Here is a 6,993-nt window from a genome sequence, read left to right on the forward strand (position 1 = left end):
GAACCTCCGCAACGCACTGGCTCCCCTACACATACTTAGGTTTTTTCATAAGAAAAGCGTTGGGAAGCAAGAATTAAAGCCTCTTAGGAGTGGGCAAGAGGCTTGGAAGCGGGATTTTAAGAATAAGTTGCACATCGCGTTACTTAACAACAATTTATTCTAAGTGATAGTTCTGAGCATTATATTGTGGTAACAGGTAGAAAACTTGGGAATACTTCGATGTCACCACTGATCTCCATAGTCATCGTCAATCACAACCGGGAGTCTTACATTGGAGAAGCGATCGCCAGTGTCTTAGCGCAGACATGGCAAGACTTTGAGCTACTAATTTGGGATGATGGCTCCACAGATGGCTCAGTGGCGATCGCCCAGGCGTATGCTCGTCAAGATCGGCGAGTGCGGGTAATAGAAGCAGACCATCAGGGATTAGCTACGGGTTGTAAAGCAGCAATCAACCTAACCAAAGGCACTTACATTGGTTTAGTAGACAGTGATGATATTCTAGCCCCTACCGCTCTTGCAAAAACTGCTACCGTACTCAATAGCCATCCTGAAACGGGATTTGTTTACACCGACTACTTAAATATTGATGAATCCGGCAAAGTGATCAGCTACGGTCATCGCTGTAACATTCCCTACTCCAAAGAAAGGTTGTTGGTAGACTTCATGACCTTTCACTTTCGCTTGATTCGGCGAACGGTTTACGACCGAGTGGGAGGTGCTAACGAATCGTTCTCTGGCTGTGCCTATGATTATGACCTATGTCTGCGCCTTTCAGAAGTAGCCCAAGTGCGCCGAGTCCAAGAGCCACTCTACCTTTACCGAATTCATGCTCAAAGTATGTCTGTTACTAAAAGAACAGAACAAATACTCTGGTCACAGAAGGCGATCGCTCAAGCACTTTGGCGACGCGGACTAGCAGGAAAGTTACAAATCGATATAGAATTACCCGAAGGTCGCTTCATCTTGCGGCGTAAAAAACCTTTACTGCATAACATCGCCGCTTCAGTGTTAGCTTTTGTGCCTCTGGTGACAGCCATGAGTGCTGAATTAGCCCAAGCACAACAAATTATCCCTGCTGCTGATGGGACAAACACAATTGTTACACCCAACGACAATCGACTTGATATCGGTGGCGGTACAACTTCTGTTGATGGTGTTAACCTGTTCCACAGCTTTCAACAGTTTGGGATTTCACCAGAACAAATTGCCAACTTTCAAGCCAGTCCGGCTCTACAAAATATCCTTGGTCGAATTACAGGCGGGAATGCTTCCATCATCAATGGCTTAATTCAGGTAACAGGTGGTAATGCTAACCTGTTCTTGATGAATCCAGCCGGATTTATTTTTGGAGCAAATGCCAGTCTAAATGTCCCCGGTGCTTTCACGGCGACAACCGCAAACGGTATTGGTTTTGGCAGCAGTTGGTTTAACGCCATCGGTGTTAATGACTACACTGCTTTAGTTGGAAATCCCAACGGATTTGCTTTTAGTATGAACCAGCCAGGAGCGATTCTTAACGCTGGAAATTTAGCAGTAGGTGCTGGGCAGAATTTGAACTTACTGGGCGGTACTGTGGTCAACACTGGGCAACTAACAGCACCGGGGGGGCAAATTGCGATCGCATCCGTACTAGGACAAAACTGGGTGCGTCTCAGTCAGCCAGGAAATCTTTTAAGTTTGGAAATTCAACCCCTCGCTTCCAGTAGCAACCAACCCAATAACTGGACAATCCCCATTGCATCAATACCCGAATTGCTCACGGTGGGTAACACTGGCTTAACCGCCAATGCTGATGGAACTGTACAACTGGCAAGCTCTAATGTAACGATTCCCACAACTCCAGGTACAACCATTGTTTCTGGCAACGTGGATGTATCGAGTCAAACAGGCGGTACAGTAATTGCTTTGGGTAAACGAGTCGGGGTGATTGATGCCAATATTAACGCCTCTGGAAGCAATGGCGGCGGCACGGTACTAATTGGCGGTGATTATCAAGGTAAGGGGACTTTACCCAATGCAGAGCAAACTTATATTAATTCCAACTCCGTCATTGCAGCCGATAGCAATTTGAATGGTAATGGTGGTCGGGTAATTGTTTGGGGCGACAATACAACGGTATTTTTTGGCAATATTACCGCTCGTGGTGGTCTTAACTCCGGCAATGGTGGTTTTGTAGAAGTGTCGGGTAAGAAAAACCTGATTTACCAGGGTAATACTGACCTAAATGCCCAAAATGGTATTGTTGGTAACTTGTTGCTAGACCCAACCGATATCAACATCGTAGATGGTACTAACCCACCTCAAGATACACCTGAAGATATCTTTCTGCCTGATATCTTTCAAAACGATTTACCAGCAACTTTCACAATTTCCAAAAACGCCTTAGAAAATCAGAATGCTGCTGTTACTTTGGAAGCGATCAATAATATTACGATCGCTAATGGCGTATCGTTGAATTTTGTTAATAATGGTGGCGGAGCGATCGCCTTTACCGCAGACGCAGATAGTAATGGTGTAGGTGCTTTTACGATGGGGATAGGCGACACCATCAGGACTAATGGCAGGGATATCACCATTTCAGGAGCCAGTCTGTCTTTAGGAATCATTAATACTAGCAGCTTTTTTATCGACGACGGAGGTCAATTTATTCCTAATGGCAGTGGTGCTAATGTCACCTTGTCTGCAACGAACAATATTACTGCTGGTGATATTATCACTAGAGGAGAAGGTTATGGCACAATTAGAGGCGGCAATATTAATGTTACAAGCACCAGTGGCGCTGTTAATCTGGGAAATATTGACACTAGCGCCAGGGCTACTTCTACTTTCAGCGCCAACAATGCCACGGGTGGTTCAGTCTTAATCAATACATCTAGCAACACTACAAATACACCCAGTAACATCTCAATAACTTCAATTAAAACTGAGGGTATTGCGTTATCTGGCTTAGGATACGGCAGCAACAGCACAGGAGGTCAAGTTACAATCAGAACCTCTGGCTCTGGTGCTGTCAGATTAACGGGCAGTTTTATTAATGACGCTCAAAGAGAGTCCAGCATTTCTACTATTGCCCGTGGTAGCGGTTATGGCGCAACTCCCACTCCCGGCGCGATCGCAATTCAACATGGCGGAGGAATCACGAATACTGCTTTCACAGTGGGCGACTCTACTGTGAACGGTACAACGGCTGCGATCGATACTGGTAATTCTGTGCTTTCTACAGGCAACTTTCCAGTTGCTAGCAATGGTGACACAGTACAAGTTGCCACAGGGATTACCATTAGTTCTGTAAACAGTCCTCCTCAACTGACTGTTAATTCCCGGTTGCCTGATACTCAAACTAATCAATCGGTGACTTTGAACTTTGGCAGTCTAGCAGCACAAGTTACCGATACTGACACTGACATTACCTCCATCCGGGTTGATGCAGTGAATACGGGAAATTTGACTGTCAATGGCGCTCCCGTGACCCTTGGTGTTACTTTATCTAGCAGCGATACTTTGGTGTACACACCTCCAGCAGATACTATTGGTACAGTAAATGCTTTCGTCATTAGTGCAAATGACGATAATGCAAATTACCCCGTTTCTTCTTCAGTACCTGTACAGGTAGTAATAAACGTCAGCCAGACTCCTCCTCCGCCAGATCCTCCTAATCCGCCAGATCCCCCTAATCCACCCCCCTGTACATTCCAGTGCAACCCTATACCCCCTAATCCTAATCCTAACCCTAGACCTGATCTCCCTGTTATTAATCGCGATCGCACTATCGAAGGTGGTTTCACAGATGATTTTGCCGACCATTTAGGCATCCCCACTCCTAAAATCAAAACATTAGATGATGCCAAAGATATTGCTCGCACAATTGAAGAAGCTACTGGTGCTAAACCTGCATTTATCTACACCAGTTTTGTCCCTGTAGAAATTCAATCACCAGCAAATTCCGGGGGAACAAAAGCTACTAAACAGTTGTTGAATACCGTAGCAGAGCAAGTTAGTGACGAACTGGAATTGGTGGTAGTAACCGGAAAAGGTGATCCCATCCGCAAGCGCATCCCAGAAGCGACCAGAGCCAAAGTTCTACAAGTAGCTCAAGAATTTCGTGACCAAATCGTTAGTCCACAAAACCGTCGCCGCACTGGTTATTTGCGTTCATCTCAACAACTTTATCGCTGGATTATTGCACCACTAGAGGCAGATTTACAAACGAGAGGAATTAACAATCTAGTCTTTCTACCCGACATCGGGTTACGTTCAACCCCAGTAGCAGCACTTCACGATGGTAAGGGGTTTCTGGTAGAAAAATATAGTATTGGCTTGATGCCCAGTCTCAGCTTGACTAACACTCTTTATAAAGACATTAGAAAATCTCAAATTTTAGCGCTAGGGGTTTCTCAGAGTACTCAGGGACAAGAACCTTTACCAGGAGTCCCCCTTGAGTTATCAACACTGGTGTCTAAACTTTGGCAAGGCAAATTATTGTTGGACAAGCAAGCCACCTTAGAAAATCTCAAAACTGTTCGTCGCCAACAACCTTTTGGGATTATTCACATGGCAACCCATGCTGATTTTACTACTGGCGCTTTGAGCAACTCTTATATTCAGTTGTGGGAGGACAAGTTACGCTTGAACCAGTTACGACAGTTAAGGTTGAATGAACCCCAAGTCGAGATGATGGTGCTGAGTGCTTGTAGAACAGCCTTAGGAGATGAAGAATCTGAGCTTGGGTTTGCGGGTTTAGCAGTGTTGGCAGGGGTGAAAACTAGTGTTGCCAGTCTTTGGTCGGTCAACGATGCGGGTACAGCAGCCTTGATGACAAAATTTTATGAGAATTTGAAAACTGCTCCGATTAAGGCAGAAGCCCTCAGACAGGCTCAGGTAGCTATGGTTAAAGGGCAGATTTACGTAAAGGATGGTCAAGTACAAGGTTTGGGAGTAGTTGGGAATTTGCCTTTATCTGCTGACAGCGTTGATGAATCACTTATGCATCCTTATTATTGGGCTGGATTTACAATGGTTGGCAATCCTTGGTAAAACAGAGAAAGTAACCCAACTGTCAATATAATTCATCAATATTACCCCTCTTTTACCTGTGGAAAGTTTACAGGTTCGGCTTTGCAGTACGCGTCCGGGTTTGCATAGTAGAGGCAACACGGTTGGCAGGGCTATTTCATCTTTGTAGCCTGATAGCGATGTTTAGACAGAGGATTTATTAGTGTTTACCGTATCTGCTAAACTTTGGTCTTGCATTTTTAGAGTTTTTGTAGTACAAAATCAACCAAAGCTCAGATCAGATTTCACCAAAATTAGCCAGAATCAATGATGATATAGGACTCATATTTGATTTTTGAACAAACTCAGTACAACTCAAAGAGACTTCTTCCCTACTCCCCACTCCCAGCCTACGCAAATAATTTCAGAAATCAAATCGGATTGCTATAGCAACCAAGAGCGATGTCTGCGACGGGCTACGCCTACCCCAAATCTTAAAGAACTGTAAATCCTTGATGAAAATATAGCCAAGCTAATATCTTATCCAGCAAATTACTGTAAGTATAAACATAGGTAATTCAAAATCATCTATGCAGCTACTTGCCCTCTAGAATGGGAACAATTTCTAAACTTAGACAATCTTAGAAATAATCATCAGTAAATGCACTCAGGTAAAAATTACTATCTCGGCTGAATCAAAGCTTTGCAGCGCTTAAGCGCTATTTGAAACGTCGGATAACTTGCTACTTAAATAATGTTTAATTTTCTCGAATTGCTTTTGATCCCCATTTCGATAGAATGAATGACTAGGCAGAACCCTAAAACTCAAAACCGCTTTTGACTGCGACGCCCATGAATCAATTGAACAATGGTTTTACGCTATTTCTAAGTCTGCTAGTCGAGGCGATGCCTTTTTTACTTCTTGGGGTTTTACTCTCCAGTTTGCTGCTGTTTTTTGTTGATGAGCGCAAATTAGTCGAAAAAATGCCCAAAAATCCGCTGCTGGGTGCTTTAGTTGGCAGCATGATCGGCTTTTTATTTCCAGTGTGTGAGTGCGGGAATGTACCGGTAGCGCGGCGGTTCCTGATTCAGGGAGTACCCACACCAGTAGCAATTGGTTTTTTGCTAGCAGCACCAACAATTAACCCAGTTGTCATTTGGGCAACTTGGACAGCATTTCGAGATCAGCCGGAGATAGTAGTATTACGAGTTGTATTTTCTTTAGCGATCGCCACAATTATCGGCTATGTTTTCAGTTTTCAAACGGACTTAAATCCTATAGTCCAACCTGCGATCGCTCGTTATATGAAGTTTAATCCACCCGCGCCGCCTGAAACCAAACGCCGTGGTCATCGTTACCAAGTACAACAGGAAGCAACAGTACCAAATATCTTGCAATCTGGGACTTATATCTTAGGAGGAAGAGCAAGTATACCTCTGCGGATAGATGCTAATTTAATACCGCCTACGATGACTGATAATAAACCGCTTGCAAATAAACTGCGCCTAGTTGTGGATAATAGCATCCAAGAATTGCGGGAATTGGGCGGAGTCATGGTTTTAGGAAGTGCGATCGCTGCTGCTATTCAAGTGCTAGCTCCCCGTGAATTAATTCTCAGTTTGGGTGCTGGACCGATTACCTCAATTGTAGTCATGCTGATATTAGCAGTAGTGGTATCAATTTGTTCTACAGTCGATTCTTTCTTCGCCTTATCTTTTGCCTCAACCTTTAGTAGCGGTTCATTGTTGGCATTTCTGGTGTTTGGGCCAATGATTGACATCAAAAGTGTTGGTTTGATGTTATCGATTTTTAAACCCAAAACTATCTTTTACTTATTTGCTTTAGCAGCACAATTGACATTTGTGTTCACTCTTTTTCTGAATTTGCACGTCTTTTAAAAAACTAGTCATTTGTCATTTATCCTTTGTCCTTTGTTAAGGATTAATAGACTAATGACTAATGACTAATGACTAATGACCAATGACTAATGACTAATG

General features: G+C 43.8%; 2 protein-coding genes. Both read left to right on the top strand.

Annotated elements, in window-relative coordinates:
• The first annotated feature begins 219 nt into the window (after window positions 1-219).
• Entirely contained in the window at window positions 220-5,037 is a 4,818-nt protein-coding gene (locus ACEW80_RS27230; RefSeq protein ID WP_373529596.1) for a CHAT domain-containing protein, read from the top strand.
• Window positions 5,038-5,847: 810 nt separating this feature from the next.
• Complete coding sequence (locus ACEW80_RS27235; protein WP_373529597.1) at window positions 5,848-6,894, top strand: permease; 1,047 nt, start codon at window positions 5,848-5,850, stop codon at window positions 6,892-6,894.
• The last annotated feature ends 99 nt before the right edge of the window (window positions 6,895-6,993 follow it).

The sequence above is a fragment of the Nostoc sp. genome, from assembly GCF_041747015.1.
In the GTDB taxonomy this organism is placed as follows: Bacteria; Cyanobacteriota; Cyanobacteriia; order Cyanobacteriales; family Nostocaceae; genus Nostoc.

Excerpts from the sequence above, each read along its gene's own strand:
- ACEW80_RS27230 (WP_373529596.1), top strand. The coding sequence starts at position 220 with ATGTCACCACTGATCTCCATAGTCATCGTCAATCACAACCGGGAGTCT.
- ACEW80_RS27235 (WP_373529597.1), top strand. The coding sequence starts at position 5,848 with ATGAATCAATTGAACAATGGTTTTACGCTATTTCTAAGTCTGCTAGTC.